Origin of the sequence: Actinomadura bangladeshensis (assembly GCF_004348335.1) — a bacterium.
Classification (GTDB): domain Bacteria; phylum Actinomycetota; class Actinomycetes; order Streptosporangiales; family Streptosporangiaceae; genus Spirillospora; species Spirillospora bangladeshensis.
Window position 1 is genome coordinate 22,173 of record NZ_SMJW01000037.1, and the last position, 20,812, is coordinate 42,984.

The following is a 20,812-nucleotide window of genomic DNA, read 5'->3' on the forward strand; positions in this document are numbered from 1 at the left end:
CCGGGGCGGGCCGACCGGCCGGCCCGTCCCGCCCCGCCCGAAAGGAGCCGTCATGACCGCCTATGTCATCGCCCACTTGCAGGACGCCGCCCCGCACCCGGAGATCGCGGAGTACATCGAACGCCTCCCCTCGACCTTCGCGCCGCACGGCGGCCGCTACCTCGTGCACGCCACCGCGCACGAGGTGCTGGAGGGCGGCTGGCCCGGGGCCGTCGTGATGATCGGCTTCCCCGGGACCGCCGAGGCGCGGGCCTGGTGGGACTCGCCCGCGTACCGGGAGATCGCGCCGCTGCGCTCGCGGCACATCGAGGGCGACATCATCCTCGTCGGCGGCGTCCCCGAGGGCTACGACCCGGCCCCCGCCGCGCGGGCCGTGCGGGAGGCCGCGGCGCGCGCCTGACCCGTCAGGCCAGGGCGTCGTAGTTGAACCCGAAGGCGCGCACACCGGTCTCCGTGCGGGGCCGGTGGCTCGTCTTCGGGCCGAACGCGACGTAGGTGCCCGGTCCGTGGGTGCGGTCGCCCTCGATGATCTCGCCGCTGACGACGAAGTACGCCTCGCCGTAGGTCTCGTGGACGTCGAGGTCCGGCCATTCCGCGCCCGGGGCGAGGTCGATCACCCACGTCCTGATGCCCGGCATGCCGGGGAGCGTCCGCACCAGGACACCGGTCCCCAGCTCGACCGGCGGGACGCCCTCGACGTCCACGGGGAGCGTTTGCCCTGGTAGCACCTCGTCCGGCATGGTCATCGGGACAGTGTCACAGGCCCAGCCGGTCGGCACAATCCCGCAGCTCGCCCCGGGAGGCGACGCCGAGCTTGGGATACGCCTTGTAGAGGTGGTACCCGACCGTCCGGTGGCTGAGGAAGAGCTGCGCGGCGATGGCGCGGTTGGACAGGCCCCGCGCGGCCAGGCGGGCGATCTGCAGCTCCTGCGGGGTCAGGCCGGCGGCGCCGCCGGCGGGACGGGGGCCGCGGTCGCGGGCGCCGGTCGCGGTCAGCTCGGCGCGGGCGCGGTCGCCCCACGGACGCATGCCGAGCCGGTCGAAGACCTCCAGGGCGTCGTTCAGCGGTCCGCGCGCCTCGGCCTTCCGCTGCGCCCTGCGCAGCCACTCGCCGTAGAGCAGCGCCGTCCTGGCGTACTCGAGCGCGCGGCGCTCCGGGTCGTGCAGCTCCAGGGCCGCGGCATAGGACGCCTCGGCCCGGTCGTCGGCGGCGAGCAGCCCGCGGCAGCGCAGGACGAGCGCGTCGGCCCACGGCTGCCGGACCGACCCGGCCCACCGCTCGAAGCGCGCCAGCGGCTCGGCGGCGCGTTCCGGCGCCCCCACCCGCACGGCCGACTCCACCAGGTCGGGGACGGACCGCATCGCGCAGATGTGATGGCGCATCGGCTCGCGGGTGAGGCGCTCGAACCGGGCGAGGGCCGCCTCGGCGCGGCCGAGCCCGAGGTCGAGCAGGCCGAGCGACCAGTGCGCCCACGGCGCGCCGGGCGAGACGGCCCCGGCGGCGGCCCCCGCCAGCCCCTCCTCGGCGTTGCGCCGGCAGGACGCCTCCTCCCCCTCGGCCGCGTCGAGGTAGGCGAGGACGCTGCCGAACTGGCTGACCCACTGCCGCTGGCCGGTGTCGCGGGCGAGCCCGAGGGCCTCGGTCGCGGTGCCGAGCGCGTCGAGGTGCCGTCCGGTGAACACCTCGCTCTCGGCCACGAAGAACAGCACCGTCGGCAGCCGTCCGGCGCCGCCCCGGTCGCGGTGCTCGGCGGCGAGCGAGGCCGCGAGTTCGCCGGCGTCGGCGTCCTGGCCGAGGGCGAGCGCCGCCCCGCAGACAAGCATCAGCACCTGGTCGGGGACGCGGCCACGCCGCCGCACCGCCGCGAGGGTGGCGGCCAGTGGCGGCGGACGGTCGGCACGGTCCGGGTCGAGCGGGACGAGATGGGCCCGCACCGGTGCGAGCGGGTCCGCGTCGTCCAGCGGCAGCGCGGCCAGCCGGTCCAGCGTCGCCGCGAGCTGCCGTTCCCCCAGGTACCAGGACGTGTGCACCGCCTGGATCAGCAGCGCGGCGGCCTGCCCCGGATCGGTGCCGCGGACGAGGTCGGCGCCGTCGAGCAGCGACCGGTGGGCGGCCGGGTAGGCGCCCTGCCAGAAGTCCGCGAGCGCCCGGACCTGCGCGGTCCGCGCGTGCACCGCGGGGGCGTCCGGCAGCCGCCCGGCCGCGCGGTCGCCGAGGGCCCGGGCGCGTTCCAGGTCGCCCGCCTCCAGCGCCGCCTCCGCCGCGAGGGCCTCGCGGTGCGCCCTGGCGGCCGGCTCGGGGCTCAGCCGGGCGGCCCGCTCGTAGGCCGCCGCGGCCGCCTCGGGGCCGCCGCGCTCGCGGGCGCGCGCGGCGGTGCGCTCCAGCGCGGCCGCGGCCTCCTCGTCGGCCTCGGTGGCGGCGGCCGCCAGATGCCAGGCCCGGCGGTCGGCGTGCTCCGGCGGGGCGAGCGCGGCGGCGAGCGCGCGGTGGACGGCGAGGCGCCGCCCCAGCGGCGCCCGCTGGTGGACGGCCGCACGGATCAGCGGGTGGCGGAAGCGGATCACGGTGCCGTCGGCGTCGCCGCGCACCACCAGCCCCGCCCGCTCGGCGGGGGCGAGGTCCTCCGCCGCCGCCCCCAGCGCGGCGGCGGCGCGCAGGATCACGGCGAGCTCGCCGGTCTCGTCGGCCGCCACCACCAGCAGCAGGTCCTGGCAGCGCTCCGGCATCCGGCTGACCTGGCCGTGGAAGGCCAGGTGCAGCCGGCCGGTGAGGGGGAGCGCCCCCGGCGCGAACGCGCCGCCGCCCTCGGCGGCCAGGGCGACCGGCAGCTCCAGCAGGGCCAGCGGGTTGCCGCCGGCGAGGGCGAGCAGGCGGTAGCGCACGGCGGGCGGGAGCGGATGCCGGTCGAGCAGCGCGGCCGCCGCCTCCGGCGCCAGCCCGGACAGCCGCAGCTCCGGCAGGCCGGAGGCGGGGAAGGGCTCCTCAGTGTCCCGGGCCGCGAAGAGCATGGCCACGCCCTCGGCGTGCAGGCGCCGCGCGGCGAACAGCAGCGCGTCCCGCGACGCCCGGTCGAGCCACTGCGCGTCGTCGACGAGGCACAGCAGCCCCGTCCCGTCCGCGTGCTCGGCCAGCAGGGACAGCACCGCCAGCCCGACCAGCATCGGGTCGGAGCCGGACGCGGGCCCGAGCCCGAACGCCGCGGCCAGCGCCGCGCGCTGCGGCTCGGGCAGCGCGTCGAGGGAACCGAGCGCCGGGCGCAGCAGCAGTTGCAGCCCGGAGAACGGCAGCTCCGCCTCGGACTCGATCCCCGTCCCGCGGAGCAGCCGCATGTCCCCGGCCGCGGCGGCGGCGTGCTCCAGCAGCGCCGTCTTGCCGATGCCCGCCTCGCCGAGCAGCACCAGCGACGAACTGGTGCCCGCGCGGGCCCGCGCCAGCAGGTCGGCGATCGCGTCCTGCTCGGGCTTCCTCCCGCGCAGCTCGTCCCCACCCATGGGGCCATCCTGGCAAACCCGGCGGCCTCAGTAGACGTAGGGCCAGGCGGCGCCGTCCCAGCCGAGGAGGTTGATGCCCAGGTAGGAGGCACCGCTGTCCGCGTAGTAGTGGTAGAAGAGGACGTCCCCGTCGACATCGCTGAGGACGGCCTCGTGCCCCGGCCCGTGGATCGAGCCGTGGCCGGCGAGGATCTCGGTGCCGCCGCCGGAGTTCATGGCCACACCGTTGCGGTCGACGTACGGGCCGGTGACCGAGGTCGACCGGCCGACCATGACGCGGTACGTGCTGGCGGCGCCCCGGCAGCAGTAGTCGAAGGACACGAACAGGTAGTAGTAGCCGCCGTGCCGGTAGATGAACGGCGCCTCGATCGGGCCGCCGCCCCGGGAGGCGATGGAGCGGACGGACGTGTCGGACGCCGAGCGCAGGCCGCTGCCCGCGTCCAGGCGGATCATCTTGATGCCCGACCAGAACGACCCGAAGGTCAGCCACCACCGGCCCGATCCGTCGACGACGAGGTTCGGGTCGATCGCGTTGTAGTTCACCGAGCCGCTGCTCTCGATCACCTTGCCGCGGTTCGTCCAGGTTCCGGCCGCGCCGCTGGGGCTGGTGGCCAGGAAGATCGCGGAGTGCTGCGAGCCGAACGTGGACGCCGAGTAGTACAGGTAGAACTGGCCGTTGTGGTAGGAGATGTCGGGCGCCCACAGGCTGCGGGAGCCACCGGTGTAGGACGCGGTCCACGGCGCGCCGCCGGGGAAGGCGGTCCCGGCGCTGCGCCACGCGGTCCGGTCGGTGGACGTCTTGATCGGGATGTCGTCGCCCGTCGTGACGACGATGTACGTCCCATCGGGCGCCCGGACGGGAGCGGTCATGTGACGGGCTCTCCTCTCGGATGACGCTGCCGGCCCGACATGCGCGGCGGCAGCCGGCCCGGGTGGCCGGGAGACCGCGCGCACAGCAGCGGGTGTGACCGGTAACATCGACGCCGACGTGGGAGCCTTCGCCTTCTTCCGGGAATGCCGGGCGCCGGCGCCCGTCGCCGCGACGGCCGGCGGTGCGAGCGGCGAGCCGCCCGCGACCGACGATTGCAGCGCTGCAAAACAGGATGCACCGGCCCCCTGCGCGACGCAATACGGCCATGAAAACTCCCCGCCGGGCCGCCGCGGGGCGGGCTCAGCCGGACGCGCGCCCGGCCGTGCTCTCCCGGACGATCAGCCGGTGCGGCGCCCGCAGCTCCAGCCCCGGCGGCGGGGTCGTGCTGCCGATGCGCAGCAGCAGGCGCTCGACGGCGGTGGCCGCGATCATGCCCTTGTCCGGGGAGATCGTGGTGACCGTGGGGTTGGAGTACCGGCCGTCCTCGATGTCGTCGTAGCCGATCACGGCGACGTCCTCGGGCACGCGCATCCCGCGCGAGACGAGGGTGCGGATGGCGCCCAGCGCGACGAGGTCGCTGTAGCAGAAGACGGCGTCCGGCGGGTCGTCCCGGTCGAGCAGGAAGGCCATGGCCTCGGCGCCGTCGGCCCGGTTGAAGCGGGGCCTGCCGATGATGAGGTCCTCGTGCACGGGCAGGCCGCGGCGCTCGTGCGCCTCGCGGAAGCCCCGGGTGCGCAGCTGGGCCGCCTCGCCGGTCTCGTACGGCTGGTCCCCGATCGCGGCGACGCGGCGGCGGCCGAGGTCGAGGAGGTGCTCGGTGGCGTGCCGGGACGCCTCGACGTCGTCGATGCCGACGTGGTCGAACGTTCCATCGCTGACCCGCTCGCCGAGGATGACCAGCGGCAGGTTCGGGTCGCGGTCGGCGAGGGCGCGCTGGGAGAGGCCGAGCGGGCTGAAGATCACCCCGTCGAAGAGCAGCCGGCTGGAGCCGTGGTCGATGAGCATCCGCTCGTGCTCGCGGTCGCCGTCCGTCTGGTCGATCAGGACGTTGTAGCCCTGGACGCGGGCCGCACGGATGATGTCCTGCAGCAGCTCGGAGAAGTACGGCGTGTCCAGGTACGGGACGACGACGGCGATCTGCCCGGAGCGCCCGCGGGCGAGGTTGCGGGCGAGCACGTTGGGCCGGTAGCCGAGCCGGTCGACGGCCTCCTGCACGCGCCGCCGGGTGTGCTCGGTGACGTTCGCGTAGCCGTTCACCACGTTGGAGACCGTCCGGCTGGAGACGCCGGCCAGTTCGGCCACGTCGCGCAGGGTCACCTCGCGCCCTCGTCGCATGCCCGTCCCCTCCGGTCGGTCGGCGGCCCGCTCCCGCCCGTCACAAGCTTCCGGCAGGTTCCCTCTTGCCGTCCACCAGCGCGGCGTGCATCCTGTTTGCAGCGCTGCAAAAGGATAGTGGAACCCGATGGGCGGTGTGCTCATCGGGGACGACATGCGACTCGCGCCACGCCGAGGCGGAGGAACGCGCTGCGATGAGCCCGGCGACGATGGACGGGACGTCCACGAGAACCACCGCCCCGGCGCCCCGCCGGACCTCCCGGTTCAGCACCGGACGCCTCGCCTCGCACACCGTCCGCGACACCGTCCCCCGAAGGGAAGCCATGCTGCACGCATCCGCCGTCCTCGACCCCGCCTCGGTCGTGGCCCCGGTCAGCCGCCGCACGTTCGGCTCGTTCGTCGAGCACATGGGGCGCTGCGTCTACACCGGGATCTACGAACCGGACCACCCGGCGGCGGACGAGGACGGGTTCCGCACCGACGTCCTCGCGCTGACCCGCGAGCTGGGCGTCACGATGGTGCGCTATCCGGGCGGCAACTTCGTCTCCGGATACCGCTGGGAGGACGGCATCGGGCCGCGCGACCGGCGTCCCCGCCGCCGCGACCTCGCCTGGCACAGCGTCGAGACGAACCAGGTCGGCATCGACGAGTTCGCCCGGTGGGCGGACAAGGCCGACGTCGAGATCATGTACGCGGTGAACCTCGGCACCCGGGGCGTCCAGGAGGCACTGGACGTCCACGAGTACGTGAACCATCCCGAAGGGACCACCCTCTCCGACCTGCGGCGCGCGAACGGCGCGGCCAAGCCGTACGGCATCACGCTGTGGTGCCTCGGCAACGAGATGGACGGGCCGTGGCAGCTCGGGCACAGGACGGCCCACGAGTACGGGCTGCTCGCCGCGTCCACCGCCCGTGCGCTGCGCTCGGCGGAACCCGGTCTGGAGCTGGTGGTCTGCGGCAGCTCCGGCTCGGGGATGCCGACGTTCGGCGCGTGGGAGGCGACCGTCCTGGAGCACGCGTACGACCTCGTCGACTACGTCTCCTGCCACGCCTACTACGAGGAGCTGGACGGCGACCTCGGCTCGTTCCTGGCGAGCGCCGTCGACATGGACCACTTCGTCGACAGCATCGTCGCCACCGCCGACAGCGTCGGCGCGCGGCTGCGCAGCAAGAAGAAGATCAACCTGTCGTTCGACGAGTGGAACGTCTGGTACCTGTCCCGCTTCCAGGGCCAGGAGCCGCCCGAGGGCTGGGACGTGGCGCCGCGCGTCATCGAGGACGAGTACAACGTGGCGGACGCGGTCGTCGTCGGCAACCTGCTGATCTCCCTGCTGCGGCACAGCGACCGGGTCACCGCCGCCTGCCAGGCGCAGTTGGTCAACGTCATCGCCCCGATCCGCACCGAACCGGGCGGCCCGGCCTGGCGGCAGACGATCTTCCACCCGTTCGCGAAGACCGCCGCCCTGGCCCGGGGCGACGTCCTGCGCACCCGGCTCACGTCGCCCACCTACGACACCCCGCGCTACGGCGAGGTCCCGGTGGTCGACGCGATCGCCACCCACGACGCGGAGTCCGGCGACGTGGTCGTCTTCGCCGTCAACCGCGACCAGAACGCCCCGCTGGAGCTGACGGTGGACCTGCACCTGTTCCCCGAGCAGCTGCGGCCGGCCGAGACGTACACGCTGACCGACACCGACCTGACCGCTACCAACACCCGCGAAGCCCCCGACCGCGTCGTGCTCCGTCCCAACGAGCATGTGTCGATCGACGGCCCCACGCTCAAGGCCGTCCTGCCCCGGGTGTCCTGGACGGCCATCCGGCTGACCCGCGCGGGAGAGGAGCGCTGAGGCTCGCGTCGAGGTCACTCGGTGAGGCGCAGGGTGGCGGCTATGCCGTAGTGGTCGGAGAGGTGCGTGCGGTCGCCGCCGGGTAGGCGGACCTCGTCCTTGAAGACGACGCGGGCTTCCGCCGTCAGCCCCGGCCTGTGGAGGAGTTGGTCTATCGCCCCGATGTCGGCGCATTCGGGGCGATAGGTCGGTTCCGTACTGCCGGCGAGGGCGTCGCGCAGGCCGGCGGCGGACGCGAACGCCGCGAAGTAGGGGGAGTCGCGGGGGACGTTGAAGTCGCCCATGGCGACCAGCGGTTCCACCGGATCGATCCGCCTGATGGCGGTCGCCAGCCGGCCGAGTTCGGCCTGCTCCGCCTTTGTGTAGGCGTTGGACGGAGACCAGTCCATGTCCATGTTCGCGGAAAGGTGCGTGTTGACCACCGTGAGATGACCGTTCGGCAGTTTTATGCGGGTGAACAGCGCGCCTTTGTTCAGCAGCCATTCAGGGCGGGCCGGACGGGCGGGAGCGAAAGGCTCGTAGCGGGTGCGGGCGATGGGCCATCGGGAAAGGGTGACCAGGCCGCCGCGGACCAGCGGGAATCCCCAGGCCCGCGCCATGTGGGGATAGGAGGGCGTCAGGCGGCGGAGCGCGGCCAGAATGAACGGCGATATCACCTCTTGCAGGCAGACGACATCGTGGTCGGAGTCGTCGAGTACGCCGGCCAGGGCCTCGATGCGGTCCCGGGCCCGTCCTCTGAAGAGCGTGTTGAAGGTGAGGACGCGGATGCTCATGGCCGCCACCCTACGTCGGCAGGGCCCCGGCCGCGGGATGACTTATCGGATGAATGTGCGTTTTGCGTTATTTATTGCTAGCCCGTTCGCGCGGTGGTCTGTCCCGTTCGCGTTGAAGGGCGGCGCGCGGTGGGCCATGATGGGGGCCGGCCACCCGACTCACGAAAGCTCCCCTTAATGCCCCTCGATGGCGAACGACCGTGCTCAACGCCTCACTGCGGCCGCCAGTCGTGCTTTCACGTGCGGCTGGAGGGGCCCGCACCCGGAGACGGCGGACGCGATTCCTGCGGCGCCCATCTCGCCGAAGTCGCACACGAATTGGCATCGCGCGCCCGCGAGCAGCGGAAACGTCCCGCGCGGGTCGTCGTGTACGCGATGACGGAGCGGCGGTCGAATGAGGCGGGGCCTTTCGACCGGCTCGCCCTCGGCGCCATCCCGGTCTGACCCCTTCCGCCGGCGGCGAGGCACTCGGGGGCCATTGCCGATCGTCCGGGGGCTTCCGATACTGGGCGGGCAATGCCGAAGGCGACCGGACGAAAAAGAGGTCGGCATGGGATTCCAGCTTGGCTTGTTCTCCCCCAACACCGAATCGGGACTCGCGATCACGACCGCTCCGGAGCGATGGCACGCGACCTGGGACAACAATCTCCGGCTCGCCCGGCTCGCGGACGAGACCGGCATCGACTTCCTGCTGCCCGTCGCCCGCTGGACGGACTGGGGCCCCGGCACCGACTTCCACCGGAGCGCCCTGGACCCGCTGGTCTGGGCGTCCGGCCTGCTCGCCCACACCAGCCGCCTCCGCGTGTTCAGCACCGTCCACACGGCGTTCCACCATCCGGTCGTCGCGGCGAAGCAGCTCGCGACCGCCGACCACCTCAGCCGGGGGCGGATCGGGCTGAACATCGTGGCGGGCTGGCACGCGCCCGAGTACGAGATGTTCGGCCTCAAGCTGCCCGACGACCACGACACGCGCTACGCGCTCGCACAGGAGTGGTGGGACGTCGTCAAGCGCATCTGGTCGACCGACGAGCCGTTCGACCATGACGGACGGTTCTTCCAGTTGCAGCACGTCGTGGGCCGTCCCAAGCCCTTCAACGGGCACGGCGTGCCCGTCATCAACGCCGGGTCGTCCAAGCAGGGGCGCTCGTTCGCCGCGCGCAACGCCGACCGGGCGTTCACCGTCGTGGCCGGGCCGGAGGACGGTGCCGAGATCGTGAAGGCGATCCGCGCCGAGGCCGCGTCCTACGGCCGGACGGTCGGGGTCTTCACGCTCGGGCACGTCGTGTGCCGTCCGACCACGACCGAGGCGGAGGAGTTCCTGCACTACTACGCCGACGAGCACGCCGACTGGCCCGCCGTCGACGAGGTGATGCGGCTCCAAGGGCTGCACGCGCAGTCGTTCACTCCCGAGATGCTCCAGATCTACCGGGACCGGTTCGCCGCCGGCCACGGCAGCTGCCCGCTGATCGGCGACCCCGACACCGTCGCCGACGGGCTCGCGGAGTTCGCGCGTGCGGGTTTCGACGGTATCGCTCTGTCGTTCCTCAATTACGCTGATGAACTGGGCTACTTCGCCGCCGAGGTCATGCCTCGCCTGCGGGCCCGAGGTGTCCTGCCCATCGACCGTCCTGAGAAGGCTCCGCCCACGCGAACATGACTCCTCCCGCAACCCCGCCGCCCCTGTCCGCCCATCGACGGGTCGCCAGCGCGGACATCGGCGTCCTGCACGACACTGTCGAACCGTTCGCCGTGGGCCACGACCTCCAGGTCCGCCGGCCGGACGTCCCGCTGGACGGCCTGGTCAACGCCCTCGGCGTCGGCGCGATCAACATGGTGTGGGTGCGGTACGGGGGCGGCGGCGTCATCGTGGACACGCCGCCGACGGAGGGGCACTTCGCCATGTGCGCGCCCATCGCGCCCATGGCCGTCGAGTACCGGACCACCGGGAACCGCGACACGGCCAAGGGAAGCCTTGTGCTGTCCCACGACGAGCCCATGCGGATGACGCCGCACCCCGCCCTGGGCTGCCTCGTCATCGCGACGAGCACCGGACGCCTGGCCGACCACCTCGCCGGCCATCTCGGACGCGACCGCACCGCGCCGCTGCGTTTCCACGGCGCGGACGGCCCCGCCGTCCTTCCGGCGTCCATCGTCGACCAGACCTGGCGGCACGTGTGCGATGTCCTCGACCACGCGACGGCCCGGGGCGGGCTCCACCCGCTGGCGGCGCGCACCCTGGAGGAGTCGCTGCTCACCGCGATCCTGCTCGGCCTCCCGCACACGGCGACGCGCAGCCTCGCCGAGGAACCGGCGCGGACACCGCACCATCTCGCGGGCGCGATCCGCGAGTGGGTGGAGGCGAACCACCACCGCCCCATCGGCGTCACCGACATCGCGGCATCGGTGGGCATCAGCGTGCGCCAGCTCCAGGCGATCTGCCAGAATCAGTGGGACCTGACCCCGACCCAGCTCCTGCGCGGAACGAGGCTCGATCACGCGCGCGCGGCGCTCACCGTGGCGCAGCTCGGGCCGGGCACGGTCACCGGCATCGCCAGAGCCGCCGGCTACTTCCACATGAGCCGCTTCGCCGCCCACTACCGGCAGCGCTTCGGGGAGACCCCCACGCAGACCCTCAAGCGGAGCGGCCGGCCGGGCCCGAGCTGACACCACCTCGCGTCTACCGCACGGGCTGCCGCAGGATCGTGCGCATCTTCTCCGGGTCGGTCTCCGCGGGGTCGGACAGGTAGATCTCGTGGTGCAGCCCGTTCACCACGAGCCCCTTGGCGTCCATCAGCGCGGTCATGCGCGCGAGGGACGCGGGCTCGTCCGAGTAGGGGCCGCTGTGCAGCATCTGCACGCACAGGCCGTCGTCGTAGGTGACGTACTGGACGCGCGCAGCCGCGGGCACACCCGCACGTGCCTCCTCACGGGCGCGGCCGATCAACACGATGTCGTCCGGGAGGCGAAGGAACAGATGCCACCGCCACTCCTCACGCGGGACGTCGAACGGTGAGCGCTCGTCCTCCACCCACCAGCGCCCCTCCAGCGGAACCATCGGCGCACCCAGCGCGCCCAGCACCGCGTACAGCGCACCCACGCTCACCCCGTACGCGGCACCCGCAGGCTCACCGCGCCCTGTGACGGCCAGGCCGGACACACGCCCGTGCTCGGCCAACTCCGGCTCGCTCGAAGCCTCATACCAGCTCACTGCTCATCACCCACTCGAACCATCACCCGGGTCTCCAGGTGGTCGGGCGGCGTGGTCGCGGGGTCGTTGAGGTACACCTCGCGGACGGGCCCGGCGGGCGTATGCCCGTAGTCGCCGAACCACGCGAGCACGCCATGGACAGTGAGCGGGATCTCCTCGTAAGGGCCGACGTGGACGGCCGCCGCGAACGTCCCGCCGGGGAGGACCTCGTCGCCGTCCGGTGCCTGGACGGCCACGCGCACGTCGAACTCGTCCGCCATGTCCAGGGGGAACAGGCCGACGAGCAGGCCGTCCGGCGACATCCTGGGCAGCAGCCGGCGCACGCACGCCCCCGTCGCGTCCGGGATCGTCAGCGGCGTCGCGGACTCCCGCGCGGCGAACACCCGCCGCGCCGGCTCCCGCACGATCGCCACCTCATGCTCCGGCAGCCCCTCGGCGAGGACGCGGTCCAGGAGCCGGAGGCCGCGCCGCCGCCGGGCGATGTCGGCCTCGATCCCGTCCCGCGCCTCCTGCAGCGCGCTGCCCGCGTCCCCCGCCAGCACGCGCGCCACCGCGGGCAGCGGCACGCCCATCGCCCGCAGCAGGCCGGCCATCAGCGCGTCCCGGGCCTGGTCGGGCCGGTAGTACCGGTAGCCGGACGCGGGGTCCGTCCACGCCGGGGGCAGGATGCCGAGGTCGTCGTAGTGCCGCAGCTGCTTGACGCTGAGCCTGCACAGCCGCGCGAACCGCCCGATCGGCAGGAGATCGTCGCTCACGGGCCCCACCCTGAGCCCTCCCACGGGGGGAGAGTCCAGCTCAGGACGGCCGCGCCGACAGGCCCGTGCATCCGCGCAGCCCGTTCCACCGCTTGAGCTCCGCCTGCGCGGCGGCGCCCTTCATCGGAATCGGGATGCCGCCCTGGATGAGCGCCGGGTTCCACTTGTCCTTCACGACCTTGCCGTTCTGCACCTTCAGCAGCAGCACACCGGACTTCGCCGTCTGGCCGTTCGCGGAGTAGAACACGAAGTTGCCCATGCCGTAGTGGACGTACGAGCCGTCCATGTAGCCGCCGCCCAGCGGGATGTGCGCGTGGCCCCCCACGATGATGTCGGCGCCCGCCTCGACAAGCTGCTGAGCGAGTTCCTTCTGGCGCGGCAGCGGGCAAGGCTGAAGCTCAGCGCCCCAGTGCAGGTGGACGATGACGACGTCCGCCCCCTTGCGCGCCTCCTTCACCGCCTGGACCATCCGCGGGACGTCCTTGGCCGACGCGAGACCGCCCTTGGCGTCGGTCGCCGTCCACGCCTGGATCAGGTTGTCGTCCAGCACCTGCGTGGCACCGACGATGGCGAGCTTGTTGCCCTTCACGGTCACGCGGTACGGCTTGAAGGCGTCATCGGCGTTCTTGCCGATGCCGACGACCGGGAACCGCGCCCGCTTCATGGCGGCCAGGGAATCGCGCAGGCCGCCCTCCATGTAGTCCATGCCGTGGTTGTTGGCCATGGAGACGACATCGACCCCGGCGGCCTTCAGCGCCTTGAACGTGGACGGCGGCGCCCGGAACGTGAACTGCTTGCCCGGCGCCGGTGTACCGCCCGTCGTGATGGCGGTCTCCAGGTTGATCATGGCGAGATCCGCCGCCCGGAGCTGCTTGGCGACCGGCCCCAGCGCCGTGGACGGATTGCCGAGCCGCGCCCGCAACTGCCCCTCGAAATGCGTGTCGCCACCGAACGCGAGAATGATCGGCTCCTTGACCGGCTGCGCCGGCTTCTTCGCGCCGCCCTCAGCCCCGGACGTCGCGGGCGGCGGTGTCGCCCCCTCCGCGTCCGAGCCGCCGGAACCTCCGCACGCCGCCGCGGTCAGCGCCACCGCCGCCATCGCCGCGACCGCGGCCGCCTTCCCCCGCCTGCCCATCGCCTCGCCTCCGTCCAGCCCACACGGGCCCGCTGGCGGCCAAGCATCTCATGTCCACCGAAGGCGGCGACCCCCTGGAACCTCCTCCCCGACCCTCATCGTTGTCCTGGACGCCGACGAGACGATCCACTCGGTGGAGGAGCACCGGCTCGACTGGTCCGGCCGCAGCTACCAGCTCGCCACCGTCCACCGCGACGCGCTGGACACCGAGCTTCCGGAAGGCATGAAGCTCAGCGTGGGCTTCACCGAGCTAGAGACCGTCTGAAAAACCGACCCGGTAGGCGGGGTTCTCTGAGCCGTTGGGGTGAGGGGCGTCGCAGCTCCCTAGTGGCTGCCGAAAGTCCTCGCCTTCGCAGTAACTCCCAAATCACCGTTACGGCCATGCCCGGGGGCCGGTCATGGTGCGGTCGCGACCGACAAGTCATCATTGGGCGAACGGTCCCGTTCACAAGGAGTGTCCCGATGGGCGACCGCACGGCGTTCCGCACCTGTCCCCTCTGCGAAGCCCTGTGCGGGCTCGAACTGACCATTGACGACGCGGGAACGGTGACCCGCGTGCGGGGTGACGCCGAGGATCCGTTCAGCAAGGGCTTCATCTGCCCCAAGGGCGCGACGCTCGGCAGCCTCGACGGCGATCCCGACCGGCTGGCGGAGCCGCTGGTCAAGGGCGAGAAGGCCGGGTGGGACGAGGCGTTCGAGGCCGTCCGGGAGGGGCTCGCGGGCGTCATCGGGCGGCACGGGCGGGACGCGGTCGCCGTCTACGTCGGGAACCCGACCGCGCACTCGATCGCCGGGCCGCTGTACACCGCCGCGATCGTGAAGGCGCTCGGCACCCGCAACCTGTTCACGGCCAGCACCGCCGACCAGATGCCGAAGCACGTGTCCTGCGGGCACATGTTCGGCGATCCCCTCGCGATCCCCGTGCCCGACCTCGATCGGACGCAGCATCTCCTGATGCTGGGCGCCAATCCGCTGGAGTCGAACGGCAGCCTCGCGTCGGCGCCCGATTTCCCCGGACGCCTGAAGGCGATCCAGGCGCGCGGCGGCAAGGTCACGGTCGTCGACCCGCGGCGCACGCGCACGGCCGCCCTCGCCGACGAGCACCTGTTCATCCGCCCCGGGACGGACGCGTTCTTCCTCATGGCGCTCGTCCACACCCTGTTCGCCGAGGACCTCGTCACCGACCGCCTGCCGGGGCGCGTCAACGGCCTGGACGACCTGCGCGCCCTCGCCGTCGACTTCGCGCCCGAGCGCGTCGCGTCCGCCACCGGCGTCCCGGCGGACGTCATCCGGCGGACGGCCCGCGAGCTGGCCGCCGCCGACCGCGCCGCCGTCTACGGCCGCATCGGGACCTGCACGCAGGCGTTCGGGACGCTGAACAGCTGGCTCGTGGACGCCCTGAACGTCCTCACCGGCAACCTCGACCGCGAGGGCGGCGCGATGTTCCCGCGCCCCGCGCACATGCCCGTGTACCGGCGCAAGAAGCCGTTCACGACCGGGCGGTGGCGCAGCCGCGTCCGCGCGCTGCCCGAGGTCAACGGCGAGCTCCCGGTCGCCACGCTGGTGGACGAGATCGAGACCGCGGGCGAGGGGCAGGTCAGGGCGCTGATCACCATCGGCGGGAACCCGGCGCTGTCGGCGCCGAACGCCGCCCGGCTCGACCGCGCGCTCGCCGGCCTGGAGTTCATGGTCAGCGTCGACCCGTACCTGAACGAGACGACCCGGCACGCGAACGTGGTCCTGCCGCCGCCGCGCCCCGCGCAGACGCCGCACTACGACATCGCGCTGACCGGGCTCGCCGTCCGCGACTACGCGCGCTACTCGCCGCCCGCCGTCCCGCTGCCGGACGGGCGCCCGAGCGAGGCCGACCTCCTCGCCCGGCTCGCGATGGTCGCCTCCGGCGCGGACGGCGACCCGGCCGCCCTCGACGAAATGATCATCAGCACGACGCTGGCGAAGGCGACCGCGCTCCCCGGCTCCCCCGTGCACGGCCGCGAACCCGGCGAACTGCGCAAGATGCTCGACACCGGCACGCTCACCGAGCAGCGGCTCGACATGATGCTGCGCCTCGGCCCCTACGGCGACGGCTTCGGCGCCGACCCGTCCGGTCTCACGCTGACCCGGCTTCGCACCGAGCACCCGCACGGGCTCGACCTCGGCGCCCTCAGGCCGCGCCTGGACGAGGTGCTCTGCACGACGTCCGGCCGCGTCGAGCTGTGCCCGTCCACGTTCGCCGCCGACGTCGACCGGCTGCACGCCGCACTGACCGCCCCGCGGCACGACGGCATGGTGCTGATCGGGCGCCGCCAGCTGCGCTCCAACAACAGCTGGCTGCACAATGTCCCCGAGCTGGTGCGCGGCTCCAACACCTGCACCCTCCAGCTCAACCCCGCCGACGCCGACCGGCTCGGCGTCGCCGCGGGCGGCCTGGTCCGCGTCACGTCCCGGACGGGCAGCGTGGACGCCGTCGCCGAACCCACCGACAGCGTCATGCCCGGCGTGGTCAGCCTGCCGCACGGATGGGGGCACGACCGTCCCGGAACGCGCACCGGCGTCGCGCACCGGCACGCGGGCGTCAACGTCAACGCGGTCACCGACGAGCAGGAGATCGACCCCCTGTCCGGCAACGCCGTCTTCAACGGAGTCCCCGTCACCTTGGAGGCCCTGGCGACCGCGCAGGCCCGCTGACCCCGTGGTTTACCTCTCCCGGCCACAGGTAGGGGTATGACTGGCCGCAGGAGAACGCGGAAGACTAGTGTCGCAACAGGCGTCTCACAAACCGCGGAGGAGGGGACATGCCCCGACGGGTGAACATATTCCGGCGCGGGTCACAGCCCCAGACCCCGGCACGGCTCGCGGACGCCACGGACGCACTGGAGCAGGCGCGCGGTTTGGACCGTACCATCCGCGTCCTGTCCACGGCCGTGCGGCGGACGCTGCACCCGGGGCCGGTCAAGGACGCCCTGCACGGCGTCCCGCTCGGCCACCCGGCCCATCCGCCGCTCACCGACGTGCCCGTCGGGCTGTGGATCTCCGCCGCCGTCCTCGACCTCATGCCGGGGACGCGCCGCGCCGCGCAGACCCTGGTCGCCGCCGGGCTCGCCGGCGCCCTGCCGAGCGTCCTCACCGGCATCGCCGACTGGGGCTCCCTGCACCGCGAGCAGCAGCGCGTCGGGCTGATCCACGCCGCCGGGATGGCGACGACGAGCGCGCTGTACTCGGCGTCCCTCATCGCCCGCCACCAGGGACGGGACGGCGCCGGCCGGGCGTTCGGCTTCGCCGGCCTGTCCACGCTGCTCGCCGGCACCTACCTCGGCGGGCACCTGGCCTTCCGGCAGGCGGCGGGCGCCAGCCACGCCGACAAGGTCGGCCACCTCGTGCCGCTCGGCTGGCACGACCTGTGCAGCGCCGCCGACCTCCCGGACGGCTGGCCCGTCACCCGGCGGCTCGGCTACATCAGCCTGTTCGTGCTGCGGACGGGCGACAGCGTCCACGTCCTCACCGACCGCTGCAGCCACCTGGCCGGGCCGCTGCACCAGGGCCGCATCGTCACCGACGACAACGCCGACGTCTGCGTCGTCTGCCCCTGGCACGGCAGCATGTTCCGCGTCGCCGACGGGTCCGTCGTGCACGGCCCCGCCACCGCCCGCCAGCCGTCCTTCGAGAGCCGCGTGACGGAGGACGGCATCCTCCAGGTCCGGCCCCTCTAGCCGGACTCGCCGCCCTCGGTGGAGACGGGGTGCTCCACGAGGGCCAGGACGCGACTGGACATGAAGCGGGCCGTCCGGACGGGGGTGCCCGTCCGGGTGACCTCGGTGACCTCCACGACGCCGCGCCGGGTCGCGACCTCCACGCGGCGTCCGGCGCGGCTCGCCGTCACCTCGTACGTGCGCGTTCCGTCGCCCCCGGCGTCCACCACGATCTCGACCCTGTCGCCCTTCATCGCGTCGCCCCTCCGGCAGTCGAACGTATATTCGACTTATACCCGAAATGTCCGGTCGGCAATCCCCGTGGCGGGCCCGAAAACGCTGGTCAGGGCAGCAGCAGGTTCACGATCGCGGCCACGCCGACGACGACGATCACGCCGCGCAGCACCAGCGGCGGGATGCGCCGGCCGACCCGGGCGCCGATCACGCCGCCGCAGGTGGAGCCCGCCGCGATCAGCAGCACCGCCCACCAGCTGATCTCGGTGCCGGCGAACAGCCACATGAGCGTGAACAGGATCGCGGCCGTCCCGTTCACCACGGCCGACAGGACGTTCTTGGCCCCGTTCAGGCGCTGCAGGTCGTCGTCCAGCAGGATGCCGAGCAGCGCGATGAGGATGATGCCCTGCGCGGCGCCGAAGTAGCCGCCGTACATGCCCGCGCCGAACACGCCGGCCCAGAGCCCCGCGCCGCCGTTCGGGCGATGCGCGCCCTCGCGGCGCAGCGCCACCCGCCGCTGGAGGCGCGGCTGCACGACGACCAGGACCAGCGCGATGACGATCAGCGCGATGACGATGACGTTGAACGCCTCGGCGGGCAGCCCCAGCAGCAGCAGGCCGCCGATCACCGCGCCGGCCAGCGACGCGGGCGCGAGCCGCAGCAGCCGCCCGCGCTGCCCCTTCAGCTCCTCCCGGTAGCCGTAGGCGCCCGTCACGCCGCCCGGGACGAGTCCGATGTTGTTGGACACGTTCGCCACCACCGGCGGGTAGCCGAGCGCCAGCAGCGTGGGAAAGGTGATCAGGGAGCCGGATCCGACGACCGTGTTGATGCTTCCGGCGGCGACCCCGGCCGCGAAGATCGCGGCCGTGTCCAACAGGTTCACGTGCGTCCCATCCAAGCGCTGCGGGTTCTCGGGGGCGCACACATCGTAGGGAGCACCGGCTCACGGGCGTCGATCGGGGGTGCTCCGGGACCGCCCCGGGCCGGCCCGCGCGGCTCGGCGCGGCTCAGCGGGCGGAGCGGGCGTACCAGCGGCCGTTCTGGCGGTCGATCGCCAGCGGGAGGCCGAAGGCGGCGGAGAGGTGCTCCGGGGTGAAGACCTCATCGACCTTGCCCTGCGCGACGATCTCGCCGGAGCGCAGCAGCAGCGCGTGCGTGAAGCCCTCGGGGACCTCCTCCACATGGTGCGTGACCATCGCCATCGTCGGGGCGGCCGGGTCGGCGGCGAGCGCGGCGAGGCGGGCGACGAGGTCCTCGCGGCCGCCGAGGTCGAGGCCGGCGGCGGGCTCGTCCAGCAGCAGGAGCTCCGGGTCGGGCATGAGGGCGCGGGCGATCTGGACGCGCTTGCGCTCGCCCTCCGAGAGGGTGGTGAACGTCCGCTTGATCAGGTCGGCGCAGCCGAGCGCCTCCAGCAGCGCGACGGCGCGGCCGACGTCGGTCGAGTCGTACTCCTCCCGCCAGCGGCCGAGGATCGCGTACGAGGCGGTCAGCACCAGGTCGATGACCGTCTCACCGGCCGGGACCTTCTCCGCGACCGACGAGCTGGCGAGGCCGATGCGGGGACGCAGCTCGAAGACGTCGGTGCGGCCGATCTCCTCCTCCAGGATCTCGACCGTGCCCGCGGACGGATGCAGCATCGCGGCGGCGATCTGGAGCAGCGTCGTCTTGCCCGCTCCGTTCGGGCCGACGATGACCCACCGGTCGCCCTCGTTCACGGTCCATGTCACATCGCGCAGCAGGGTCGCCCCGCCGCGCCTGACCCCGACTCCGCGGAGTTGAAGTACCTCGCCGGCCATCGCGTGCCTTCGTCCCCAATCCCGGTCGCCCGTGATCTAGCCCTCAGGAGAAGAACCTATGCGATCCGGGACGGCGGTGGCCCCCCGGATCCCCGCCGGAAACGGCGGCCCCAGGGTGCTCCTCCGCCGCGATAGGTCCCTTACGTCCGGTGGAACCGGCGATCCGAGCGCTTATCGTGGATCGCATGCCCGTTGCGGAGAGTCCGAGAATGAGCACGACAGAATGAGCGGGGCGGTAGCGACGTCGCTGGTCGCCTGGGGCAATGCGTGGCTGACGGGGCACGTCGGCCTCGACGAGGCGGTCGACGCGGTCGAGAAGAGCGCCGGGCCGCAGATCCTCGGCGGCGAGCCCGCCGAGGTGACGCTGCGCCGCGGCCTCGGCGACCTGCGCGTCGGCGGGCTGTCGGCGCTGCGGCTGGCGCTGCCCGAGCCCGGCGACCCGCTCGGGCTGACCGGTCCGCCGCCGTTCAACGCCGCGGCGATCGAGGCGGGCGCCGCCGTCGTCGCCGTCCTGGACGGGCGGGCGATGGGCCTGGTCCCCTCCGAGGACCGGCGCGGCTCGTCCTACGTGGGCGTCCGCTGGACGCCGCACGACGCGTCGGCGGGGCTCCCGGACGTCCCGTCCCTCGCCGAGGCCGACCGGCGGCTCACCCTCGCCATGCGGGACGCCACCGAGGCGCTGCTGACCGTGGACGACTTCGCCGGCGTGCCGCCCGAGATCGCCGACGCGCTCGTCGACCTGCGCGACCCGGACCGCGGCGGCCATCCGCTCGCCCCCGGCTACCCGCAGCGCGCCCACCGCGTCGCCGCGCTCGCCGGCCGGCTGTCCCTCGTCGTCGACCTGGCCCGCCAACTCGACGACCGCGGCCTCAGCGCCGACCAGATGACCCGCCGCGGCGAGGCCCTCCGCCTGCTGGACGCCGCCGTCCGCCGCGCCCTGGTGGCGGCATGCAACAGCGCGTTCGACCCGGTTCCCGGAACGGAGCGCTAGCGGAGTGGAGGGAGCCGGGTCGGACCGCCCTTGCCGGGGGGCGTGGGGGGTCGCCCCCCACAGGGGAAACGACCCGGTTCCCGGAACGGAGCGCTAGCGGAGTCGGAGGGAGCCGCAACGGCGCGCCGGCCGCATACGGAAACGGGGCGCCCCTGGTGAGGGACGCCCCGTTCTGATGGTCTCCGGTCAGGCGCGGACCACGATCGTGTTGCAGATCTTGTCGGCGAAGGTCTGCTTGCGGTCGTCCCACAGCGGCCAGAGGAAGCCGATGTAGCACAGGAAGCTGTCGGCGATGTGGGCGAACTTGCGGACGAACGCCATGCCGAAGCCGATGGGCTGGCCGGTCTGCGCGCTGACGAGGCGGATGCCCATCTGCCGCTTGCCGATGGACTGGCCGGTGGTGCCCTCCTGGTAGCAGATCCACAGACCGCCGGCCACGGACAGGGCCAGGCCGATCAGGTAGAACAGCACCGCGAGCAGGCTGGCGCCGCCGCTGCCGGTGCCGGCCAGCAGGCCGCCGAGCAGGTAGAGGACGAAGACCGGACCGGCGAAGATCAGGTAATCGATGATGTAGCCACCGGCACGCGAGCCCCACTCGGCCAGCTGGCCGGTCGAGCCGTAGTGGTGGTGGTGGACCTCCTGGCCGTACCCGGGCTGCGCGGGGGCGCCGTAGCCGGGCTGGGCGG

The 20,812-nt window shown here is 73.2% G+C and carries 20 protein-coding genes; 8 read left to right on the forward strand and 12 right to left on the reverse strand.

All coding sequences use genetic code 11. The annotated features are described in order from the left end of the window. Positions 1–52: 52 nt before the first annotated feature. Positions 53–400: a DUF1330 domain-containing protein gene (locus tag E1284_RS10110; RefSeq protein ID WP_131938759.1), complete on the forward strand. Its 348-nt coding sequence runs from the start codon at positions 53–55 to the stop codon at positions 398–400. A 4-nt stretch (positions 401–404) separates the two neighbouring features. Here E1284_RS10110 and E1284_RS10115 read toward each other — a convergent pair whose 3' ends face one another. The 4 genes from E1284_RS10115 to E1284_RS10130 form a co-directional block, all read right to left on the reverse strand. Beyond that, complete coding sequence (locus E1284_RS10115) at positions 405–746, reverse strand: cupin domain-containing protein (protein WP_131938760.1); 342 nt, start codon at positions 744–746, stop codon at positions 405–407. Between the two features lie 10 nt (positions 747–756). Further along, positions 757–3,492, reverse strand: a complete 2,736-nt coding sequence (locus E1284_RS10120; RefSeq protein ID WP_131938761.1) for an AAA family ATPase — start codon at positions 3,490–3,492, stop codon at positions 757–759. A 27-nt stretch (positions 3,493–3,519) separates the two neighbouring features. Beyond that, positions 3,520–4,362 (reverse strand): arabinan endo-1,5-alpha-L-arabinosidase, encoded by an 843-nt coding sequence (locus E1284_RS10125; protein WP_243714378.1) that lies wholly within the window; start codon positions 4,360–4,362, stop codon positions 3,520–3,522. A 301-nt stretch (positions 4,363–4,663) separates the two neighbouring features. Continuing rightward, positions 4,664–5,698, reverse strand: coding sequence for a LacI family DNA-binding transcriptional regulator (locus E1284_RS10130; RefSeq protein ID WP_131938763.1), 1,035 nt, complete (start codon positions 5,696–5,698; stop codon positions 4,664–4,666). A 323-nt stretch (positions 5,699–6,021) separates the two neighbouring features. Between E1284_RS10130 and arfA the strand changes: the two genes are divergently transcribed. Next, a complete protein-coding gene (arfA, locus tag E1284_RS10135; RefSeq protein ID WP_131938780.1) occupies positions 6,022–7,545 on the forward strand; it encodes an arabinosylfuranosidase ArfA in 1,524 nt (507 codons plus the stop codon). Between the two features lie 14 nt (positions 7,546–7,559). Here the strand turns inward: arfA and E1284_RS10140 are convergent, their stop codons facing one another. Then, positions 7,560–8,318 (reverse strand): endonuclease/exonuclease/phosphatase family protein, encoded by a 759-nt coding sequence (locus tag E1284_RS10140; RefSeq protein WP_131938764.1) that lies wholly within the window; start codon positions 8,316–8,318, stop codon positions 7,560–7,562. 550 nt (positions 8,319–8,868) lie between these two features. On the opposite strand from E1284_RS10140, the gene E1284_RS10145 reads away from it, so the two are divergent. Together E1284_RS10145 and E1284_RS10150 are read left to right on the forward strand one after the other, a co-directional pair. Further along, positions 8,869–9,975, forward strand: a complete 1,107-nt coding sequence (locus E1284_RS10145) for an LLM class flavin-dependent oxidoreductase (protein WP_131938765.1) — start codon at positions 8,869–8,871, stop codon at positions 9,973–9,975. Further along, on the forward strand, positions 9,972–10,982 hold the full coding sequence (locus E1284_RS10150) for an AraC family transcriptional regulator (RefSeq protein ID WP_131938766.1): 1,011 nt from the start codon (positions 9,972–9,974) through the stop codon (positions 10,980–10,982). The genes E1284_RS10145 and E1284_RS10150 overlap by 4 nt, the downstream gene beginning before the upstream one ends. 13 nt (positions 10,983–10,995) lie before the next feature. On the opposite strand, the gene E1284_RS10155 is transcribed toward E1284_RS10150, so the two are convergent. The 3 genes from E1284_RS10155 to E1284_RS10165 are packed head-to-tail and all read right to left on the reverse strand — an operon-like array spanning position 10,996 to position 13,416. Next, entirely contained in the window at positions 10,996–11,526 is a 531-nt protein-coding gene (locus tag E1284_RS10155; RefSeq protein ID WP_131938767.1) for a GyrI-like domain-containing protein, read from the reverse strand. Beyond that, the gene (locus E1284_RS10160; protein ID WP_131938768.1) at positions 11,523–12,281 is read right to left on the reverse strand and encodes a MerR family transcriptional regulator; all 759 of its coding nucleotides are present in this window, start codon (positions 12,279–12,281) and stop codon (positions 11,523–11,525) included. Before E1284_RS10160 ends, E1284_RS10155 begins: the two co-directional genes overlap by 4 nt. Before the next feature lie 40 nt (positions 12,282–12,321). Then, entirely contained in the window at positions 12,322–13,416 is a 1,095-nt protein-coding gene (locus tag E1284_RS10165) for a CapA family protein (protein ID WP_131938769.1), read from the reverse strand. Between the two features lie 133 nt (positions 13,417–13,549). On the opposite strand from E1284_RS10165, the gene E1284_RS43625 reads away from it, so the two are divergent. From E1284_RS43625 to E1284_RS10175, 3 genes are all read left to right on the forward strand, one after another. Next, positions 13,550–13,681, forward strand: a complete 132-nt coding sequence (locus E1284_RS43625) for a hypothetical protein (RefSeq protein WP_279433033.1) — start codon at positions 13,550–13,552, stop codon at positions 13,679–13,681. A 197-nt stretch (positions 13,682–13,878) separates the two neighbouring features. Then, positions 13,879–16,104: a molybdopterin dinucleotide binding domain-containing protein gene (locus E1284_RS10170; protein ID WP_131938770.1), complete on the forward strand. Its 2,226-nt coding sequence runs from the start codon at positions 13,879–13,881 to the stop codon at positions 16,102–16,104. Between the two features lie 203 nt (positions 16,105–16,307). Then, positions 16,308–17,126, forward strand: a complete 819-nt coding sequence (locus E1284_RS10175) for a Rieske (2Fe-2S) protein (protein WP_243714379.1) — start codon at positions 16,308–16,310, stop codon at positions 17,124–17,126. Here the strand turns inward: E1284_RS10175 and E1284_RS10180 are convergent. The 3 genes from E1284_RS10180 to E1284_RS10190 form a co-directional block, all read right to left on the reverse strand. After that, on the reverse strand, positions 17,123–17,359 hold the full coding sequence (locus E1284_RS10180; protein WP_131938772.1) for a hypothetical protein: 237 nt from the start codon (positions 17,357–17,359) through the stop codon (positions 17,123–17,125). The two genes, E1284_RS10175 and E1284_RS10180, sit on opposite strands and share 4 nt — an antisense overlap. An 89-nt stretch (positions 17,360–17,448) precedes the next feature. Next, positions 17,449–18,222, reverse strand: coding sequence for a sulfite exporter TauE/SafE family protein (locus tag E1284_RS10185; RefSeq protein WP_131938773.1), 774 nt, complete (start codon positions 18,220–18,222; stop codon positions 17,449–17,451). Positions 18,223–18,346: 124 nt separating this feature from the next. Then, positions 18,347–19,135 (reverse strand): ABC transporter ATP-binding protein, encoded by a 789-nt coding sequence (locus E1284_RS10190; protein ID WP_131938774.1) that lies wholly within the window; start codon positions 19,133–19,135, stop codon positions 18,347–18,349. A gap of 223 nt (positions 19,136–19,358) precedes the next feature. Between E1284_RS10190 and E1284_RS10195 the strand changes: the two genes are divergently transcribed. Continuing rightward, positions 19,359–20,126, forward strand: coding sequence for a hypothetical protein (locus E1284_RS10195; protein WP_131938775.1), 768 nt, complete (start codon positions 19,359–19,361; stop codon positions 20,124–20,126). 186 nt (positions 20,127–20,312) lie between these two features. Here E1284_RS10195 and E1284_RS10200 read toward each other — a convergent pair. Beyond that, on the reverse strand, positions 20,313–20,812 hold a 500-nt coding region (locus tag E1284_RS10200), incomplete at its 5' end, for an RDD family protein (protein WP_131938776.1).